The following is a 17,653-nucleotide window of genomic DNA, read 5'->3' as shown; positions in this document are numbered from 1 at the left end:
GGACGCAGTCACTCGGAACCGGCTGACTCCTCCATAAAAGATGCAAAAAACTCAGGGCACATATCCAATAAAGTCGGTTGATCCTTATCCGGACGAAACAAGTCCAAAACCGGCTTCATAACGCGTTCAAACTTGTCTGCATCTTTGGATAAACGCAATATTTCCGCCGTATTGACCGCATCTGCCAAGGCGGTATGCTGCGCCCCGGTAAACTCATAATCTGCTGCCGTAACTGCCTGCTTCAATTTAATCTTCTTGTTAATTCCTAACAGCTCACTATATACTTCTTGAAAGTCCGTCCAATGACTCTCCATACGGGCAATGATCGGTCCCTTGTACTCCTTAAATGTCGATTCCGTCTGAAACTGCCGGATATCCGACATACTCCAAGAATAAAACCAGGTAGGCTCTGATCCGATCCACTCAGCGAAATCATCCATCGCCTTCGCAAACCGCGGTGCCCCTACCAGTTTATCATCCGTAATGCCGGTTAACGCTATGATCCGATGATCCATCGCCCCATAATCCGGAGCAACATATGTCTGATACTGATCAATAACCTCAAACTGATCATCCATCTTCACTGCGCCAATCTCTATTAACTCACTGGAGAGCTTTATGTCACCTCGCTGTTGTTTATCAATTTTGTTCATTTCCAAATCAATCATGATATGATTCACCGGACACACTTCCCTTCTGTTCGATGATCGAATTTGCTTCTCATGCGGTAATACCGCCTCTTTTTATTGTACCACAAAGCGATACACTTTGCATTAACAACTTCACAAAAATTGACGTAACATCAAAATTATGTTATAATGTTATTGTCAATTGAATGGATTATTTTTGGGACAAGTTCGATCTTCATACTGTTAGTAATATTTTCGGACTAAAGATTCTGAGAAGATAATCTCACTATAGAAAGGTATAGGTGCTATATGAGTCAGGCAGACATACTCCGGGTAAGATCCTCCGTAGACCAAAACATCGGAAATAAAGTTAAGATCCGTGCGAACCGCGGGCGCCACAAGATCGATGTGACAGAGGGCATCATCCGTGAAACCTACCCAAGTATCTTTCTGGTGGAAGTAGAGAATAAGCTCGACGATACCACACAGAAGATTTCTTTCAGCTACACAGATGTACTCACAAAAGACGTCCAGATGCAGTTGATTTAAGGATCGCTGTGTTCTAATATTATTTTGATATTATGATGTAGGTACAAATACTCTTTTGATCCATGCATTATATTATTAATGACAATACAAAAAGAAGATACCGATTCACACTTTGTGATGAATACGGTATCTTCTTTTTATATGTATTCTGTCATCATACTATCTGAGACAAATTATATTGCCTCACCGTCATTGTCTGCATTGCGTTGTCTGGTCTTGATCGCACAAACAATATAAAACGCTGCCAGGATCAGGCTTAATCCGCCCCAGATTGCTAAATCACCAAATTCTCCTCGATCAGCAAGACTCATCAAAAATCCAAGCAAATAGAATACAGCAGTTACGATCAGTCCCGCAATCCCTTTTGCGTTACGCATCACAATTCCCAAAATTCCACCGACCAGATATACAAATGCACATAATAACCCTGAACTGCCGCTGGTTGAATTATTCTCCTGCAATGCATTTCCTACCCCTACTGCGCAAGACTGTAATGCAATAAACAAGAACAAAACAATGGAAATGATCCCTATCGTCAACCTTCCACTACTCCACACGCCTTTTCTCTTATTATCCATATTCTCCTTCATTCCTTTCCATGATATGCTTACCTTTTATCGTAAGGTTCAGGCTATTTTCAACTTCCTATTCCTGTTACCTGTTTACTTAAGTGTCAACTTCGCTACTCCTGTTTTGTACTCTTTCATATAATCATCATTCGGTCTGACATCCAATGTAAACTCGATCGTTTTTACTTTGCTAATATTGTTGTCAGTCAAAAAGCCTTGGCTTAAATCTATCGTGACTATGTTTTGCTGTTTATCAAATACCGGAATACTAACAAGATCAAAATCTGTTTCTGACGATGTATAGTCATTCACGGTAATGTTTTCAACATCAAAAACCTGATACTTTCCAGTCGTATTCGTAACGGCAAATTGATATTTATCCCCGTCGCCTCCCAGGTATTCGATCTTAATGCCGTTTTTGTTATAAATCGATTTACCGGTTTTGACCACTTTCCTGCCTTGAAACTTATTCGTTTTAATGCGGATCACATCTGTGTAAAACGAAGTATACTCATCAGAATCTACTGCTTGAAATTTGATATCCACAAATTCTATATCTTTCATTCCCATGTCTTCCATAAAATCTGTATCAAGCTCTAGTTTTGCATTTGCTTTCTTTCCTTTGGCAATTTCACAATCAAGGTCAAACATGTTGTTATTCGTCATAATTCCATTGATCGAATATGCACTGGCATAAATTGTCCAATTTGCACTGGATTTGTTCTGAAGCCGGAACCAGATCGCCGTGTTTGCATCATCGAATTTATCAACATCAATCACCAGATTTTTCTTGTTATAAACATTTCCCTTGGTCACCGTTGTCTGCGTTTTAGAAGTAGTCTGATCCGATGTACTTTCCGTCGTTGTCTTGCTGCTCCCTTTTGCTTCCTTGTTACTCTCCTCTTTATCACTTCCACCGCTACAAGTCACTGCTAAAACTACAACAGCTACTATTACAACGGCAAAGATCAAAAAACCGCTTTTTTTATCTTTCATACGCATCCTTTCTCCTGCCTGACAAAAAAACAGACTATCAGGCACGCTTTAATTATTTGTGCCGGCTTATAGTCTGATTTTACATGAAATAATTCTATTTTTCGTCCGCTATACAGCGGAATAAGCGTGAGTTGTCAAACGATTAAGAAACAATGAGTGCTAATATGGTTATGATCAAGAAACAACGAATGCCAATATACTTATGATCAAGAAACAACGAGTGCTAATATGCTTATGATCAAGAAACACCATACTATCGTATAAATGACCGTCATGATCATATACAGCAGTCTGCTTTTATTCATGAGAGGCAAACGATCCATTACCCCGCCATAGTTTCCTATCAATTCGACACAACCAAGAAGCATTAACAAAGCGTCAATGCGAAATGCCCATAATGTAAAACCGGTATATGCCGCATTGTCCGCATCCGTAAACGTACCGGAAAAACAAAGTGCATAAATTATTACATAGCCAAGAGCTGCAATAAGCATTTTCCATATTTTTCCTGTCCGAAATCCAACCGGCAGCCACCTGCGCCATCCAAGTGCAAGCTGTTTGTCTGTACTTTTGGGCTGTAATGCAAACTGTACGATACGTTTTATAAAGTCTAACGCATCCGAGTAAAATCTATTCTGTGCAGCTAATTTACGTTTGGGAGCCAATTCGCTATACAGATTATTCGTCCGTTTATTCGATCCGGCGATCGTTCCACATTCCTGAATGACTTTCCGCAGTTCATCCACTGTCGGATAACGATCTTCTTTGGCAGGTTGTATGCATTTGGTGATGATATCATAGTACTTGCCGGCATATTTGCCGCTGTCCGGATAATCACCGGTCAGCATATAATAGAACGTGATGCCCAGCGCATAAATGTCCGTACGAGGATCTGACTGCCCAAAACCATATTGTTCCGGTGCTGCAAATCTTCTTGTGCCCATCAGTCTGGTATCCTCATTTTGTTCCGCACGGAGTTCTCTTGCCGCATTGAAATCAATCAGTTTTACGACTCCATCAGAGCTAAAGATAATATTCGATGGCTTGATGTCACGATGTATGATCGGCGGTAGATTGCCATGCAGCTTGTGCAAAATATCACAAAGCGATCGGATAACAAACGCCGCATTTTCCTCCGATAATACTCCATGCTCTTCCATTACAGTCTCCAGCGTCTTTCCATGTATATATTCTTCGATCACGATCAAACGATTTTCTTCTTCCACACACTCTATAACCTTTGGAATATTATCAAATTATTTTTCTTTTAATTGTGCATATACTTCAAAGTTATATAATAGAAGTTCCTTACGCACATAGATTTCATTCGTCTCTATATTTTTTACCAGCCATATCTGCTTATCATCACTTAACCGGGTGACTTTTTCATATAACGATAATTGGTATTTTTCTTCCAACGTCAATGTTATCCTCCCATCATGCGCTCTGTCATTCACTGCATAGTGCGCCCTGTCATCCACTGCATAGTGCGCTCTGTCATTCACTGCATAGTGCACCCTGTCATCCACTGCATACTACACTATCATTCATTGCATAGTGCGCTCCGTTATTTACTGCATAGGTTCTTGTATTTTCTAACACATTCCTTTAAAATATCATATTAGATAAATTATAGCAACAAAATGGATAATTCCTTTCTGGCTGTAAGTAATATTAACCATAAATATATTGTAGTGGAAAAGAGGAACCTATGAAAGAACAACCAACAACCGAACTACTCGATATTCTTAATAACATCAACAAAAAGGACATGAGTGCGTACATCAAAGAATTTGCTGCAACCGCTTCAGCCGCAGCTCCATTCCCGGAATACATCGCCGAACATGGCATTGCCATTGCTGACGTTGTGCATCGCTGCCGTGGTATATTATCCAAATCTTATGTATATGACATTCTAAATGGGACCAAACGAAATCCGTCCCGCGATGTTGTTCTGCTCTTATGTATCGCCGTCCATGCAGATCGCAAGCAGACAAGACGGCTGCTTGAAAAATATGGCCACCGCGATCTATACGCAAAAGATACAAGAGATATCATTATTGCGACCTATATCAACAACAAAGAATATGACATAGATCGCATTAATGACGAATTATTTCAGTACCATTTATCACCTCTTAGCACCGAGCATTAACCGACAAATACTGCCGTACATCCATCCGCTTTAACGATGCCTTTCTCCACTACAGCTGAACCGCCAACGGTATATAATACCTTTCCGTTTACATTAGGTACTGTCACGGCATCTGCTCCCGGATTAATAATGACCGTGATCTCCTGTTCTGCTGAAGTGCGCTTGTAAACCAACGGATAATCATCGGATACAAAAGAGATCTCTCCTTTGCTTTGCAACGCCGGATTTGCCTTACGAAATGCGATCAAACGTTTTACTTCACTGCGAAGTGAATCTTCCTGTTCTGACTGCGTTTTCGCATTTGGACGGTCTGCGCTCTCATCAAGAGCAATATAATATTTATCCTTACGAGCTGCTGAAAATCCGGCACTCAAACTGTCATCCCACTGCATCGGTGTACGAGAACCGGTTCTTCCATATCCACCTTCCACAGAAGTTAAGCCTTCCACATAACGCATGCCAATCTCATCCCCATAGTAAATAAATGGTGCTCCCGGCATAGAAAGCAGAAATGCAAATGCCACCTTTAATTCATCCGTGTCCAAGTTCTTTGCCAAACGATCCATATCATGATTGCCGGACGGAATACAGATCAATCCTTTTCCATCTGTCTTCGCATAGTTCGCCTGATAAGCAGCAACGAATTCTTTGGCAGATCCTTTAGCATCCTTGCTGAAATACGGATGATCGCAGCGGAACAGATCATTATAATGAGATGGTCCGAAGTGAAGCAAAAAGTCCATGTGAAAACCGCCGATCAAAGACTTATCCGGCTCACCCCATTCTGATACCATTGCTGCATCCGGGAATTCCTCTTCCAAAAATTCACGAATATTCTGCCAAAGAGCAATCGTCCCCTTGCTTTCCGGATCATTTTTCACCAGAGATCCCGCCATGTCCACACGAAAACCGTCACAGCCTGCATCCAGCCAAAAACGCATGATATCTTTTAGAGCCTCTCTCGTAGCGATCGGCCCTTCTGCATCCATCGGCTGCTGCCATTTCTGCTCCGGATCCGGCTGATAAAATCCATAATTCAGCGCCGGCTGATGCGAGAAAAAGTTCACAGCGCAAGAGCCGTCACGATCGGATATGCCACGAATACTTCCCATTCCTGTCGGTTCTACCCAGATACAATCTGTCCACACATACCGATCTGTATACTCATTACGTTCTGCTTTCATAGACTGCTTAAACCACTCATGCGTTACCGCAGTATGTCCCGGCACCAAGTCTAAGAGTACATGCATATCTTTGCGGTGCGCTTCCTCAAACAAACGTATCAGATCTTCATTGGTTCCATAACGCGGTGCCACTGTATAGTAATCTTCTACATCATAACCCGCATCTCCAAACGGAGACTGAAAACATGGATTGATCCAAATCGCATTACACCCCAGATCCTGAATGTAATCCAATTTTTCAATAATACCATTGATATCACCAATTCCGTCCGCGTTCGTATCGCGGAAAGACTGCGGATAAATCTCGTAAAACACAGCGTTGTCAAGCCATTCCGGTTGTTTTCTCTTTGTCATCATTATAACCTTACCTTTCTTACTGTACATCTGCAGTCCTATTACCACAGACGTATTATTTGTGTATATCGGCCAATACTATATTTTCTTAGTTTTTTTCTCCTTAATATTAATCTTGCACAACAAATTTTACAAGTGTTTTTATTATTTCCTTTGCCTCCAATGGCTTTGCAAGATGTTCATTCATTCCAGCCGCAAACGATTTCTGACGATCTTCTACAAACGCCTTGGCGGTCATTGCAATGATCGGAACTGTCATGGCATCTTCCCGCTCCAATGCACGAATGCACGCCGTTGCCTCTAATCCATCCATGATCGGCATCATAATATCCATCAAAACAGCATCAAACTCACCTTCCTCAGAAGCCCTGAATTCTTTAACACAGCGCTCTCCATTCTCCACTAAAACCACTGTAGCTCCTGCCGATTCCAATATAAATTTGGCCACTTCCATATTTAGTTCATTATCTTCTGCCACCAGAATTTTTTTGCCTGTCAATACACCAGATACTTCTTCCTCAGGCTGCTCTTCCTCCAAAACAGCCTCATGGGTCACCAAGAGAGGCATCCTTATCTCGAACACAGACCCTTTTCCCTGCTTACTGGTAAACGAAATCTGTCCATTCATCTTATCCAATATATTTTTAACAATAGGCAGCCCTAAGCCGGTACCGCCATATAAAGTCCGTGCTGTCTCCGACTCCTGCGCAAACGGTTCAAAGATTTTCTGTTGAAATTCTTCGCTCATACCAATGCCGGTATCTTCACAGCGAAAGGTTAAGACAACATGATCTTCATCCATAGTTTCTTCTTTATAGCTTAATATGATCTTTCCATTGTCTTTATTGTACTTCACAGCATTACTCAGTATATTCATAAACATTCTCTTAATATGGAGCGGACTTCCCACGAAGGAAGAATGTTTGACATCATAATCCGCCACCTGAATCGTTATGCCTCGTTCTACCGCCTGCTGCTCCACTACCTGATATAAGTTGTCCAACATTCGGGACAGGTTAAATGAGCGTTCCTCCATGATAATTTCCCCGGACTCAAGTTTTCCCATATCTAACACTTCGTCGACCAGTTCCAATAAAAGCCCTGAGGCATCCCATATCTTCTTACGGCATTCTGCCTGCTTATCCAGGTCATCATTGTAATAATTAGCAACCTCGATCATTCCACGAATACCGTTGATCGGCGTTCGGATATCATGACTCATTCTCTGCAAGAACTCGGTCTTGGCAACATTAGCACTCTGTGCTTCCTGCGCTTTTATAACAAGCTCGCGTTGGTATTCCCGTTCACGTTGTCGCCGTTCACGCATATGAACCTGCTCTCCGCGATACTGCACAAATAATATGATTGCAGAAAAACTAATATAAATAATAGCTGCTACTAAAACGTTGCGCCAACAGTTTACATAAACTTTCGACAACGGAAGACAGGTATAGATATAATAATCTGTCCCACCGCTCACATTTCCATAATAGAAGTTGTGGTCTACTTGAAAACGCTTCAATTGTGATTGTTTTTTATGGTTTCTTATCGCACGATTTAGTTTTGAAACAAAAGGGCAGTCAAACGAATTCAGATCAACATGTCTTTTATCATTCGAAGCAATAATCTTTTTCCCTTTCGTAATTATGATCGTACCATTGGTATGCATATTATACCCCTCCAACAAACTTTGAATGGACAGAGCATAATTTTTGGCATACTGTGCCTTTGTTGCATTATAACAAACGATCACGCCTTTTTGATCAGGTCTTCCGACTGCCGATATATCAACGAGCGTTCCGTCTTCCGTTTCAATTCTTTCTGCATAGTTTTTTAATTCATATTGTGCTGTATTTAAGACAACCTCTCGTTTTATTTCCTTTCTCACTTCTGCATCGGGAATGTCAACTGTTTTATATTCCTGTACAACATCCCCGGAGGGCGACATTAATGTAATTCCACTCAATCTTTGCTCATCTGTATATTTCTTGAGCCAGTCATAATCTATCTCCTTACTATGGCGTGCAACATCACGTCGAACCTGCTGCGTTTTATCAATCAGCCGATCAAGGCTCTTGGTGACATTTGATGCATTGTATTTCTGATATGTAATATACTGTGTTTTAATATATTCTGCTTTATCTTCTACGCGCTTCTGCGCATCTTTCAAGTCCGATTCCGCAGATAACTCAAATACGCCAAACAGGATCATACATCCAACCAACGTTATTAATCCCAGTGTGCGTCTTCTTGTTTTTCCCCAATATTCCTTATTATTTTTCAAGAACATCTACCTCCAGAAATTCGTCGGCGTTTGTTACATACTGCTCCAATATCTTTTTTGTTCTTCCGTCTTTTCGCATACTGTCAAGCTCTTTGGACAAGGCTGCAGCGATGCCGCGCTGATCTTTTTTCGCAAAAGCAACCCCCAAACCCGTTGTCAAAATAGATTCCTTTAATATGCGGTAATCTGCGTTGAAATCTTTCAAATACTGTTCCACCGCCGTTTCATGAGCTGCAATTGCATCTACATATCCTTTTCCCAGTGCCGTGTATATATACTCTCGATTTTCAAAACTGTAAACGTTTTTTACTCTAGGGATATTCCCCTCTTGTTTCAAAAAGATCATTTCCGGTTTGGTAGTTGACTGTACGGCGATGATCTTATCCTTTAGATCACTCAAATGATAGATAGAACTCTTCGCATCCACCGCCACTACCTGATGACTGACCATATAAGGTCCTGCCCATTGGTAATCCTGCGTCCTTCCTTCCATCGAAAAGCAACCCCAGATACAGTCTATCTTCCCTGACTCGACCAGCTCATCTTTTTTTTCCCAGTCAATCTGTCGAAACACCGTCCTGTAACCGAGCTGTCCAAATGCTTCTTCGGCAATCTTCACATCAATTCCCGCCGGATTACCATGCTCGTCCGTATAGTTATAGGGTGGGAATATATCACTTCCTACAATGATCGTCGGTCTATTGTCTTGTTTATTTCGGGATTCTTTCGTAAGATGTGCGCAGCCGGCTATCAAACTGACTGCAACGCACAGTGCGCTCAGCACCGCTATCCATTTTTTTATGCACATGTCTGTTTCCTTTCGTGCTTTTAACAGAATTATAATTACGAATAATCTTATTCCTTGATTCGCTTTCATCATTATATAGAATTAAATTTAGAAAGTAAATAGACTGTCGAATTATGTCGTACTTTCTTGCGCATAACAGTGGCAAAATACTATGGTGCCATCTGCATTTTTGACAATTCCTCTCGTTATTGTCAAAACCAAAAAATATAACATTTCGACAGTCTTTTTATCATCAGCTTAAAATGTCAAACGACTAATACGCCTCTCTCAATAACCTCCGGAAGTTCACTTAAATCACGGATTACCAAATCTGCCCCTGCACGCGTAAGTGTCTCCTGTGCACACTGCATCTGTTCTGCTTTCTCCTCCGCAGAAAGTGAGGCAAATTCTTTCTCACTAAGTCCCAGTGCAGAGCTTCCCTCTAACACTCCTATCGTAAACACTCCAGCATTTTTGCCTTCTTTCATATCCGATGCTGTATCTCCAACCTTGATCACCTGTCTGACATCTTCGATGCCAAGTAACTGCATATTGCGAAAGATCATATATGGAGCTGGTCTTCCTTTGCCGCCAACATCTTCCGGTGTCACAAGTGCATCCGGCTCATATCCTTTCTTGGATGCCTCCTCGCTGACAATATCCATCATGGCATGTGTATATCCCGTAGTCGATCCAATGCGGATATCCTGTTCCCGAAGCCATTTCACACACTCCAAACATCCATATTTGGGGTCCGTATATTCTACCAGACCGGACAACAATTGTTTTTCAAAGATATCGTAGATCTTTTCCACATCGTCTGCTGTCGGTGCCTGTTGATATTTTGCGATCCAGGCTTTTTGTATACGTTTCATGGACAGCATTGCACGAATATGATCCATTTTGAGTAGTCCCATCGGCTCTCTGATCTCCTGCATCGTCGGTGTGATACCTACTTCTTCAAATGCCTTTGCAAATGCATGGACAGGTGCAAAACAACCATAATCTACCGTCGTTCCCGCCCAGTCCATTACTATCATTTTAATATCCATACGTCTTTACTCCTCCATCCTTGTTCCAATATTTACTGCATATTGCTATGCTCCCTTTGCCTGCAGATTGTGTTTGCTGTCCAAAAAATCAGACAATAGATCTGCCAGCTTATCTATATCTTCCCGATAAATTTCTCCAATATTTCCTACGCGGAACGTTTCCGCTTTCGTTGTTTTGCCCGGGTATAAAATATATCCACGCTCTTTGATATAGTCATACATTTCATGAAACGAAAAATTACATCCAGCCGGATAATAAAATGTAGTGATAATCGGTCCCTGCACATCCTGTTCCAAAAACGGGATAAATCCAAGTGCTGACAATTTCTTGCGAAGCAGCTTCTCATTGGCTGCATACCGCTCATGTCGTGCAGCAATACCACCTTCTGTCTCCAGTTCTTCCATTGCTTTAGCAAACGCCAGAACAACATGTGTCGGCGATGTAAATCTCCATTTACCATCTACGTTCATGGTTTTCCACTGATCGTACAGATCCAACGACAACGAACGTGCATTGCCTTCACAGGCGGCTAACAGATCTTTACGAACGATCACATACGCAAAACCCGGTACACCCTGAATGCATTTATTGGCACTGCTGATAATGCAATCAATCCCCCATTCTCTAACTGGGATATCCACTCCGGCAAAGCTGCTCATTGCGTCAACAATAAAAGTTGCACCCGCTTCTTTCACAACTCGGCCGATCGACTGTACATCATTCAGAATACCGCTCGTAGTCTCACTGTGAACCATTGCAACATGTGTGATCGATTTATTTTCCTGCAAAATCGCTTTCACCGTCTGCGCATCCGGCTGTTCATCAATTGCCCAAGAACGCATATGATAAGAAATGCCCGCATGATGCGCAATATCTGCCATGCGCTCTCCATATGCGCCATTGGCGAGGATCAATAAGTAATCGTCCTCTCCCACTAACGTCGTGATCGCTGCCTCCACACCAAAGGTTCCACTGCCCTGCATCAAAACACTCGTATACTCTTCTTCAGAAACGTGTGCCAGCTTTAGCAGTCCTGCACGGATCTTCTGTGTGACGGACTTGTAATCATCATCCCAAGTACAATGATCGATCATCATTTCTCGCTTTACCGTGTCCGTTGTCGTAAGAGGCCCCGGTGTTAATAATTTATATTGCATTTTATTTTCCTCCGCATCGTTTATTATGGCATAACTTCGTCAGACAACTGCTGATGTTTCTCATATAATTCAAAGGTCAATGGCTCAGAAAAAGTCTTTGGATAGGTTGACTTATTCGCTGCATCTGCAGACTCACCCTCATACAATGGATTTGGATAGGATTTCTGCAATTCCTCACGTCCATGTTCAATAATGCACTGTGCCATCTTCTGTGCCTGTGGATTGGTATCTTTGCCCTTGTCGATCACTGCAACAGACTCTGTCAGAGAAAAATTACCTTCCGTCGGATCTACATAATCAATTGGCTGGCCATTCGCCTTATCTGCAACTGCCTGATGTCTAAGTCCAAATCCAATCGCGACTTCACCTGCACGACACAGTTTTAATGGTGCAGAACCGGAATCCTCAATATGGTCGCCTGCATTGACATAAATCTGTTTTAATACATTCTGAGCCTCCTTCTCGCCATAGGCAGAAATCAACGCCTGCATAAGCAGCCAAGCAGTCGATGAAGACTTAACATCTGTAATTGCCAGATAACCTTTGTACTCCTTTTTGGTCAGATCTTTTAGGCAGGTCGGTGTGGAAAGATTATACTTTTTCATCAGATCTGTATTCATGATGATCGCACCTTCCTGAGAAGTGATCGGTGCTGCGTAATCTCCAAACTTATCCAATGTCTTTATCGGAAAGTCCAACTTTTGGAACATCTTATTTTGCTGTTGCGCACTGTCCAGATAAAAGGTACTCATTGTTACCATATCAGCCTCAATGTTTTTGCCCTCTGCAAGCAATTTGCCACCAAGCTCCGATGTACCAAATCCATTAAAGGTATATTTATCTTTGTATCCATTGTTATCCAACGCATTTTTCATCGCTGTAATTGCTTCATCATCTGCATTCGAATAAATAACAATTTTCGTATCCGACGCTTTTCCCGAAGATCCCCCTGTTGCATTCCCACATCCTGTAACCGCTGTTGCGGCCAATGTCACTGCCATCATCATTCCCATTAATTTTCTGCGAAACATAGTTCCTCCTTCTTGTGCATCCCTTTCGCACGTTTTGATAATTTATATTTAGCAAGCACCGCAAAGAGTGCTTTTGCTATCAGATTAGTAAAAAAGATCAACAAAGATAATACAAATACTTCGTTAAACTTATTAATATACTGCAGCTGCTTGATCTTCGTCGTTAAGACCATCGTTCTCGATCCTACCAGGAAAATAATGGCGCTCACTGTCACACAGGCGTTTGTGAAATAATAGTCAAATACACTCCACAGACTTTCCCTCACATTTGGCGTCACAATACGCACGATCGTCTTGATCCAGCTATCTCCCATCAGTCCTGCTGTCGTTTCCCAGCTTTCATTTAATTTGGATAACGAATTTTTCATCATCAGATACGGCGATGAAAAATAATGGATCACGTTACAGATTAGCAATATCCACATGGTGTTTTGCAAACTCGTTCCGGAAAACACAAACATATATGCTACACCAAGCACCATACCCGGAATCGTGTTTGTCACCAATGCGATGCCCTCGATAATCCCTTTGCACCACTTCGGCATATGACTTCTTGCGGTAACAAGTGCAGCACCATACGCTGTGAATGTTCCAATGATTGCAGTAAGCACTGCCATTTCCAATGTGTTGATATAAATCTGCAGCAGACTGTCATCGGTAAACACTGCGATGACATGCTCCATTGAAAAGCTTACTTTATTCGGCCAGTCTGTCACTAATGGAGCCACAAAGATCACTGCAAAAATCGAAAGCATCAGCACCAAAAACAGGACAGATAGTCCAGACCATATAACATCTCTGAGACGATTTTGGGTCAGTTCTGCACCGCTGATCTTTTTGTAGCGGATATTATATTTTTCTAGAAATTGTAATAAGCAAATACTAACAATGGATGGAAGCAGCATAATCATCGCTACCGCTGCACCTTTGCCAAAATTAGGAATACCTCCCAGCATTTGGCGATAAAGCACACTTGCTACCACTTCAAAGCGTCCTCCAACGGATGCCGGAATGCCAAAATCGGTAAAACTCAGGAAAAACGCCTGAATGAATGCACCACATAGTGTCCCTAAAAGCGGTCTGATTATGGCAATCCAAAAAGTAGCATAGGATTTATCTCCCATTACTTTGGATACAACCATCGCCTTCTTGTCGATATACTGCATCGTGTTACTAATCAGCAAAAAGGCAACCGGTATCGTGTAAACACTATAACCGATCAATAATCCCCAAATACCGTAAAGATCAAATGGCAATTTGTGATGGAAACATTTTGTCAGCAATCCATTATTACCAAAGGAATAAATAATGGCGAATCCATACGTAATCGTCGGCATAAACATCGGAAACATTGCTGCTATGCGAATAATGCTTTTACCCTTTGCCGGTAAGTTAGTATAATAACAGGTATAAGCTAACACAAAGGCGATCAGCGTTGCTGCTGCGGCAGACAATGCAGCAATCTCAAAACTGTTGCGCAATGCCTGTCCAAATTTACGCCCTGCAAATACACTTTGATAAACAGACAAGGTATATGCTCCATTTGTATCCATAAACGAACGAAGTAACAGTCTGACGATCGGCATTGCTAAAAATATCATAAAAAACAGACTGATCACTCCAAATATCAATTTAATTCCAATTGCATTCTTTTTCACTGTTACACCGCTTTCCCTGCTGTTAATGGTGCAGCGCCAAACAGCGTCAAGATGTTATCTCGTTTAATCACAAGCTGATTTAAGATAAATTTGCGGACAAAATCATTTTGCGGGCTGTGCACAATTTGTGCCGGCGTATCATACTGTGATATTTTGCCGTGTTCGATAATAAGAACCCGATCTGAAAGCGTCAACGCCTCTTCCGGATCGTGTGTTACGATGATCGTTGTTAGGTGAAACTGTCGGGAAATCGTCTTAATCTTGTCTTTGATCGACTCCTTAATCACACCATCCAACGCCGAAAGCGGCTCATCCAACAATAAGATCTTTGGTTTCATCACCATCGTTCTCGCTAACGCAACGCGCTGTTTCTGCCCACCGGACAACTGCTCTATTTTTTTATCCAGATGTGCACGCAGTTCCAACAGATCAATCAAGGCATCCACCTCTTTTGCTGTCGACAACCCAGGCTTGTTACGCAGTCCATATACAATATTCTGATATACATTTAAATTGGGAAATAATGCATAATCCTGAAATACAATATTGAAATCTCTTTTTTCCATAGGAAGCTTTGTGATATCTTCTTCCTGATAATAAATCATTCCCTTATCCGCATCCGTAATCCCTAAAATCAGATTCAAAAGGGTCGTCTTACCGCAGCCGGACGGTCCTAAAATCGAAACAATCTCTCCGTCCTGCACCTCAAGGGAAATGTCATTCAATACAGTCACACCATCAAATGACTTACTAATATGTTCTAACTTTAACATGGGCTCATTCCTTTCTATACTGTCATGCAATATACGTTTTATCTGCTGACCATTATAGAAAGTCTATGTAAAATTCACTATCGCCCCAAAGTAAAAAAACCGTAAAAAGTATCTGCTCCAAACTTTGCGCATCCGAAGCTACTGTCTGGTCACATATTGCTTATTATGTCACTTAAATAATAGCTATTTTGCAGCCGTTAGGTTAGCTTGGCTATAGTTGTTTTTCATAACAGAGCCAATGTTCTCCGAAGAGATCTGCTTCCCCGCACAGTGTAAAATGCAGATGTGCATAAGAGTGTACCGCTCGCTGATTGCCTGGACTGACAAGATAGTGCACGCTTTTGCACCCACGCTTTGCGGCAACCTGCATCATTGCCAAAATCATTTTTCTGGCAATCGCCTGTCCTCTGGCATCCTCACGCACGACCAGTCTGGCAAATTCTGCAGCAGGCTGCAGTTGTGCAGACCAGCAGGGCAGCTCTTCCACGACATGATCTTCGTCGATAGAGATTGCGCCCAAAAGATCTCCCTCTTCGTCTTTCCAAACGTATGCATCTCCACGGGCAAGATCGCTGTCCATAGTCTCCTCGCTTGGATAATCTTCGTTCCAAGTGCAGCCTTCGCTTCCGATGGCTTCTGTATATAGTGCCATAATATATGGTTTATCGTCGATAGTTGCTTGATATAATGCCATTTTCTTTCGCTCCTTTACAAAGTGTTATTCTGCCTGTAAAGTATATATAATATCATTAATTTATATAGAAAGGAAGTTTCTCATGATAACGACCAACACTACCTCCTTAAAATACACCATAGACACACCGGAAAACCGCCAATTTCTGTCCGAAATACGCGACACGTTATTTTCCTTTGGCAGACAGTTTCCCTCACCGGGCGGTGGTTCCTATTACCTCGGCGATGATGGCACGCCGCTGAAAGACCGTCCGCGTGAAACTTGGATCACGAGCCGCATGGCACATGTCTACAGCATCGCTTCTTTATTAGAACCTGCATCGGATTATGGTTTGCTTGCCGATGCCGCTTTGCAAGGATTGTGTGGAGAACTGCATGATCGCTCCAACGGTGGCTGGTATGCCGGATTACAAGCGGACTGCACTCCTTTGCCAGCCAAACAATGCTATGCGCATGCTTTTGTCATCTTGGCAGCCTGTTCCGGCGTTTTAGCGAAAAGACCTGCAGCGCAGTCATTGCTAGAGGATGCTTTAGCAATTTACGATAAATATTTTTGGAATGAAACAGAGGGACTCTCCTGCGATACTTGGAATACAGAATTTACGATATTAGATGATTACCGTGGGCTTAATGCAAATATGCATACGGTGGAAGCGTTTTTAGCAGTTGCGGATGCAACAGGCAATGAAACCTACCGCCGGCGGGCTGGACGTATTATTGATCATGTTCTTACATGGGCTAACCATAATGAATGGCGTATCCCGGAACATTTTCGAAAAGACTGGACACCGGATCTGGACTGTAACAAGGATCATCCGGACGATCCGTTCAAACCCTATGGTGCAACACCGGGTCATGGTATCGAATGGGCAAGATTGATCACGCAATGGGCATATTCGATGAAAAATACAGCGGAAGATACTACTCCGATTGAAAAATATGTGACTGCTGCCGAATCTCTCTATCAGAGGGCGATCAAAGATGCATGGAACGCAGACGGTGCACCGGGTATCGTCTATACTACAGACTGGCAGGGAAACCCTGTCGTTCATGACCGCATGCACTGGACTCTTGCAGAAGCAATCAATACTTCTGCGGTACTTTGGCATGTCACTCACAAACAGCAGTATGCCGATGACTATGCAATGTTTCTCCGTTATTTGGATGAACAGGTATTGGATCATGTCCACGGCTCTTGGTATCACCAGCTCGATGCTGCCGGAAATGTTCTGACAACCGTGTGGCCGGGCAAATCAGATCTGTACCATGCCGTGCAGGCAACGCTGATCCCGTACTATCCTGTAGACACCTCGATTGCAGCAGCAGTAGCTCATCCTATGATATAATGAGCCTCAGAGAAAAACAAGCGGCTGCGAAGCAGACATTTGTTTTTCTGGGCTCATTAACGAGCAAATAAGCTTGTGAAACAAGCGAATAAGCTCTGAAAGAGCGGATTTGCGAGTTTGATAAAAAGGCTAATTGATATGTGATATAATGACCGAGTTTGACAATCACCACATGTTTGTCCCCAGCGGGCAATGTGCATCTGACCGAAAGGCTCTCGCTTCCACATAAGCACCACATTTTCGGCAAGTACCTTTATTAAGCCATTTACACGCCTTGCATACCGCAAGGCGTGTTTCATATTGCGACGGATCAGCCTGTTCCATTTTAGGGACACTCCTTTGAAAGTCCAACACCTGCTGTAGTGCCGTCTGCTCATCCATTTCCCGTAGCAGACAGCGTACACAGGGGATCCGCATATTTGATCCAGACATATT

18 protein-coding genes are annotated in these 17,653 nt (G+C 42.4%); 3 read left to right on the top strand and 15 right to left on the bottom strand.

Translation table 11 applies throughout. The features are described from left to right. Positions 1–8: 8 nt before the first annotated feature. The gene (locus ACSAJE_RS11590) at positions 9–680 is read right to left on the bottom strand and encodes a 3'-5' exonuclease (RefSeq protein WP_118690987.1); all 672 of its coding nucleotides are present in this window, start codon (positions 678–680) and stop codon (positions 9–11) included. Positions 681–938: 258 nt separating this feature from the next. Between ACSAJE_RS11590 and ACSAJE_RS11585 the strand changes: the two genes are divergently transcribed. Further along, positions 939–1,178: a Veg family protein gene (locus ACSAJE_RS11585; RefSeq protein WP_118690988.1), complete on the top strand. Its 240-nt coding sequence runs from the start codon at positions 939–941 to the stop codon at positions 1,176–1,178. Between the two features lie 173 nt (positions 1,179–1,351). Here ACSAJE_RS11585 and ACSAJE_RS11580 read toward each other — a convergent pair whose 3' ends face one another. From ACSAJE_RS11580 to ACSAJE_RS11565, 4 genes are all read right to left on the bottom strand, one after another. After that, the gene (locus ACSAJE_RS11580) at positions 1,352–1,756 is read right to left on the bottom strand and encodes an MFS transporter (RefSeq protein ID WP_022024250.1); all 405 of its coding nucleotides are present in this window, start codon (positions 1,754–1,756) and stop codon (positions 1,352–1,354) included. Positions 1,757–1,840: 84 nt separating this feature from the next. After that, positions 1,841–2,743, bottom strand: a complete 903-nt coding sequence (locus tag ACSAJE_RS11575) for a hypothetical protein (RefSeq protein WP_458009157.1) — start codon at positions 2,741–2,743, stop codon at positions 1,841–1,843. A gap of 206 nt (positions 2,744–2,949) precedes the next feature. After that, the gene (locus ACSAJE_RS11570) at positions 2,950–3,990 is read right to left on the bottom strand and encodes a serine/threonine protein kinase (RefSeq protein WP_458010072.1); all 1,041 of its coding nucleotides are present in this window, start codon (positions 3,988–3,990) and stop codon (positions 2,950–2,952) included. A gap of 9 nt (positions 3,991–3,999) precedes the next feature. Next, complete coding sequence (locus ACSAJE_RS11565) at positions 4,000–4,260, bottom strand: hypothetical protein (RefSeq protein WP_458009156.1); 261 nt, start codon at positions 4,258–4,260, stop codon at positions 4,000–4,002. Positions 4,261–4,454: 194 nt separating this feature from the next. Here ACSAJE_RS11565 and ACSAJE_RS11560 point away from each other — a divergent pair, with 194 nt between their 5' ends. After that, the gene (locus tag ACSAJE_RS11560; protein WP_458009155.1) at positions 4,455–4,898 is read left to right on the top strand and encodes a helix-turn-helix domain-containing protein; all 444 of its coding nucleotides are present in this window, start codon (positions 4,455–4,457) and stop codon (positions 4,896–4,898) included. Here the strand turns inward: ACSAJE_RS11560 and ACSAJE_RS11555 are convergent. From ACSAJE_RS11555 to ACSAJE_RS11515, 9 genes are all read right to left on the bottom strand, one after another. Further along, positions 4,895–6,466 carry an alpha-amylase family glycosyl hydrolase gene (locus ACSAJE_RS11555; protein ID WP_458009154.1) on the bottom strand — a complete coding sequence of 524 codons (1,572 nt, stop codon included), beginning with the start codon at positions 6,464–6,466 and terminating at the stop codon, positions 4,895–4,897. The two genes, ACSAJE_RS11560 and ACSAJE_RS11555, sit on opposite strands and share 4 nt — an antisense overlap. 79 nt (positions 6,467–6,545) lie before the next feature. Further along, positions 6,546–8,720, bottom strand: coding sequence for a hybrid sensor histidine kinase/response regulator (locus ACSAJE_RS11550; RefSeq protein ID WP_458009153.1), 2,175 nt, complete (start codon positions 8,718–8,720; stop codon positions 6,546–6,548). Beyond that, positions 8,710–9,528: a substrate-binding periplasmic protein gene (locus tag ACSAJE_RS11545; RefSeq protein ID WP_118690994.1), complete on the bottom strand. Its 819-nt coding sequence runs from the start codon at positions 9,526–9,528 to the stop codon at positions 8,710–8,712. The genes ACSAJE_RS11550 and ACSAJE_RS11545 overlap by 11 nt, the downstream gene beginning before the upstream one ends. A gap of 245 nt (positions 9,529–9,773) precedes the next feature. Next, positions 9,774–10,559: a phosphonoacetaldehyde hydrolase gene (phnX, locus tag ACSAJE_RS11540; protein WP_147354475.1), complete on the bottom strand. Its 786-nt coding sequence runs from the start codon at positions 10,557–10,559 to the stop codon at positions 9,774–9,776. Between the two features lie 45 nt (positions 10,560–10,604). Continuing rightward, positions 10,605–11,717, bottom strand: coding sequence for a 2-aminoethylphosphonate--pyruvate transaminase (locus ACSAJE_RS11535; RefSeq protein WP_147354476.1), 1,113 nt, complete (start codon positions 11,715–11,717; stop codon positions 10,605–10,607). Between the two features lie 23 nt (positions 11,718–11,740). Further along, positions 11,741–12,748 (bottom strand): extracellular solute-binding protein, encoded by a 1,008-nt coding sequence (locus tag ACSAJE_RS11530; protein WP_118690995.1) that lies wholly within the window; start codon positions 12,746–12,748, stop codon positions 11,741–11,743. Then, positions 12,730–14,406, bottom strand: a complete 1,677-nt coding sequence (locus ACSAJE_RS11525) for an ABC transporter permease subunit (RefSeq protein WP_458009152.1) — start codon at positions 14,404–14,406, stop codon at positions 12,730–12,732. Before ACSAJE_RS11525 ends, ACSAJE_RS11530 begins: the two co-directional genes overlap by 19 nt. A gap of 2 nt (positions 14,407–14,408) precedes the next feature. Continuing rightward, a complete protein-coding gene (locus tag ACSAJE_RS11520; protein ID WP_118690996.1) occupies positions 14,409–15,179 on the bottom strand; it encodes an ABC transporter ATP-binding protein in 771 nt (256 codons plus the stop codon). Between the two features lie 211 nt (positions 15,180–15,390). Then, on the bottom strand, positions 15,391–15,873 hold the full coding sequence (locus ACSAJE_RS11515; protein WP_458009151.1) for an N-acetyltransferase family protein: 483 nt from the start codon (positions 15,871–15,873) through the stop codon (positions 15,391–15,393). 82 nt (positions 15,874–15,955) lie between these two features. On the opposite strand from ACSAJE_RS11515, the gene ACSAJE_RS11510 reads away from it, so the two are divergent. Further along, positions 15,956–17,218, top strand: a complete 1,263-nt coding sequence (locus tag ACSAJE_RS11510) for an AGE family epimerase/isomerase (RefSeq protein WP_118690998.1) — start codon at positions 15,956–15,958, stop codon at positions 17,216–17,218. Between the two features lie 165 nt (positions 17,219–17,383). Here the strand turns inward: ACSAJE_RS11510 and ACSAJE_RS11505 are convergent, their stop codons facing one another. After that, complete coding sequence (locus tag ACSAJE_RS11505; RefSeq protein WP_147354477.1) at positions 17,384–17,650, bottom strand: DUF6171 family protein; 267 nt, start codon at positions 17,648–17,650, stop codon at positions 17,384–17,386. Positions 17,651–17,653 lie beyond the last annotated feature (3 nt).

Source organism: Jutongia sp. SJQ-6 (assembly GCF_054161275.1).
Note: the sequence above shows the minus strand (reverse complement) of the source record. Positions and strands in the feature narration are given on the sequence as shown.

Bases quoted from the DNA above. Each gene is read 5' to 3' on its own strand.
- ACSAJE_RS11585 (WP_118690988.1), top strand. From the start codon at position 939: ATGAGTCAGGCAGACATACTCCGGGTAAGATCCTCCGTAGACCAAAAC.
- ACSAJE_RS11580 (WP_022024250.1), bottom strand. From the start codon at position 1,756: ATGGATAATAAGAGAAAAGGCGTGTGGAGTAGTGGAAGGTTGACGATA.
- ACSAJE_RS11575 (WP_458009157.1), bottom strand. From the start codon at position 2,743: ATGAAAGATAAAAAAAGCGGTTTTTTGATCTTTGCCGTTGTAATAGTA.
- ACSAJE_RS11560 (WP_458009155.1), top strand. From the start codon at position 4,455: ATGAAAGAACAACCAACAACCGAACTACTCGATATTCTTAATAACATC.
- ACSAJE_RS11555 (WP_458009154.1), bottom strand. From the start codon at position 6,466: ATGTACAGTAAGAAAGGTAAGGTTATAATGATGACAAAGAGAAAACAA.
- ACSAJE_RS11545 (WP_118690994.1), bottom strand. From the start codon at position 9,528: ATGTGCATAAAAAAATGGATAGCGGTGCTGAGCGCACTGTGCGTTGCA.
- phnX (WP_147354475.1), bottom strand. From the start codon at position 10,559: ATGGATATTAAAATGATAGTAATGGACTGGGCGGGAACGACGGTAGAT.
- ACSAJE_RS11535 (WP_147354476.1), bottom strand. From the start codon at position 11,717: ATGCAATATAAATTATTAACACCGGGGCCTCTTACGACAACGGACACG.
- ACSAJE_RS11530 (WP_118690995.1), bottom strand. From the start codon at position 12,748: ATGTTTCGCAGAAAATTAATGGGAATGATGATGGCAGTGACATTGGCC.
- ACSAJE_RS11520 (WP_118690996.1), bottom strand. From the start codon at position 15,179: ATGTTAAAGTTAGAACATATTAGTAAGTCATTTGATGGTGTGACTGTA.
- ACSAJE_RS11515 (WP_458009151.1), bottom strand. From the start codon at position 15,873: ATGGCATTATATCAAGCAACTATCGACGATAAACCATATATTATGGCA.
- ACSAJE_RS11510 (WP_118690998.1), top strand. From the start codon at position 15,956: ATGATAACGACCAACACTACCTCCTTAAAATACACCATAGACACACCG.
- ACSAJE_RS11505 (WP_147354477.1), bottom strand. From the start codon at position 17,650: ATGTCTGGATCAAATATGCGGATCCCCTGTGTACGCTGTCTGCTACGG.